The organism is Bacillus sp. V59.32b (assembly GCF_003429085.1).
Taxonomy (GTDB): domain Bacteria; phylum Bacillota; class Bacilli; order Bacillales; family DSM-1321; genus Peribacillus.
This window is the reverse complement of sequence record NZ_QVTC01000011.1, coordinates 1-1,457: the sequence shown is the minus strand read 5'-3', so window position 1 is coordinate 1,457 and position 1,457 is coordinate 1. Positions and strand designations below refer to the sequence as shown.

Here is a 1,457-nt window from a genome sequence, read left to right as displayed (position 1 = left end):
CACCTGTTATTTGCTTATCTGTCATTTGACCGTATAATGGCTCCTTCGCTTCGAATAATGCCTGAGTTTCTGGACTTGTCATGCTTATTTTATATCCCTTTAAACATTCATTATTTTCTCTTTTCGCCTCGGTAAAGGCATGCTGAACCTGATAAGCTTCATCCAAATTGATATCTGAGGGAAAAACCTCTTTTTTTAATGCTTTTTGATTTTTGTAGGAGTCATATAAGGTGTCTACAAAGGTTTGCGTTATCATAATAAATCTCCTTTTCTAACTTTTATAAATTTAAATAATAGTCTAACACTTTGGGGATTTAGAAGGAAAGAGTTTTATATAAGAATGAGATAAAGAAGACAAGGACTAAATTTGGAAACCAGCTTAACAATGAGTATTCCTTCATAATGTTATGAAAAAGTTGGCATGCTTAACATATCAGGATTAAATATAAGCTAAAGATAAAACCTTGGAAGGTAACTCAGCGACTCTCTTTTGTCATGCCGCATACATTCCGCACGTGGAGTGTGCGCGGATACCGAGGGCATAGCCTGATAGTAAAGAGTTATAGGTTTCTGTAATCTTTGAACACGCAAGGATAATGTGTTTAAATAATGAAGATGCAATAGGCGTTATAGGAGGTATATAGATGGATAACAATGATATTTTAATTAGATTAAGATATGCTCTCGATATAAAAAATACAGATATGGTAGAGATATTTAAACTTGGTGGTATTGAAGCAACGAAAGCAGAAGTGCTAAAGATGCTCACCAAATCAAATGACGGTTACCATGATGAAGTTGATGTTGATGAAGCTGAAAATGAGGAAAATGTAAAAATCAATAATATGAAGTTAGAGTCATTTTTAAATGGCTTAATCATTTTTAAAAGAGGAAAGCAAGAACCTAAACCAGGACAGCCTGACAGCCCGGCACTTCCTTTAAAGACTAATGAAAGTATCAATAATATCCTTCTAAAGAAATTAAAGATAGCATTGGCGTTAACAAGCGAGGATATGATTGATATCTTAGACAAAGCAGGAGTCACTATTACAAAAGGCGAGTTAGGCGCTCTATTAAGAAAACAAGGCCATAAGAATTATAAAGAGTGCGGTGATAAATACGCCAGGAATTTCTTAAAAGGATTAACTGTAACATACAGGGGTTAAGGGACCATCCACTCCATTGAATTAAAATAATATAAGAAGGATGGTTGAGTTTCGGAAACGGCGATTAACTCATCCACAGACGTAATATTCACAGCGGCAGCTGAATTTAAGGAATGGTATAAAGAAGGCAGGAAAATAGAGATCAAAAAGCAGCGTAAAGCTATGATCTGCGATGGAATTGCACCCCACTTTTTAGTCTGACTAACAAGTGGAGGTGTATTTTTTTATGGATTGGCTCTGTTAAACGATAATGTTGTTTTTGGGAAGGGAATCTGCGAGACTCCTGCGGAA

1 protein-coding gene and 1 pseudogene are annotated in these 1,457 nt (G+C 35.6%); one reads left to right on the top strand and one right to left on the bottom strand.

Annotated features, from left to right (window positions below; genetic code table 11):
- Positions 1-256: pseudogene (locus tag D0463_RS02885) on the bottom strand (2-keto-4-pentenoate hydratase); the annotation flags it as partial.
- Between the two features lie 388 nt (positions 257-644).
- On the opposite strand from D0463_RS02885, the gene D0463_RS02880 reads away from it, so the two are divergent.
- Entirely contained in the window at positions 645-1,166 is a 522-nt protein-coding gene (locus D0463_RS02880) for a YehS family protein (protein WP_117304864.1), read from the top strand.
- Positions 1,167-1,457 lie beyond the last annotated feature (291 nt).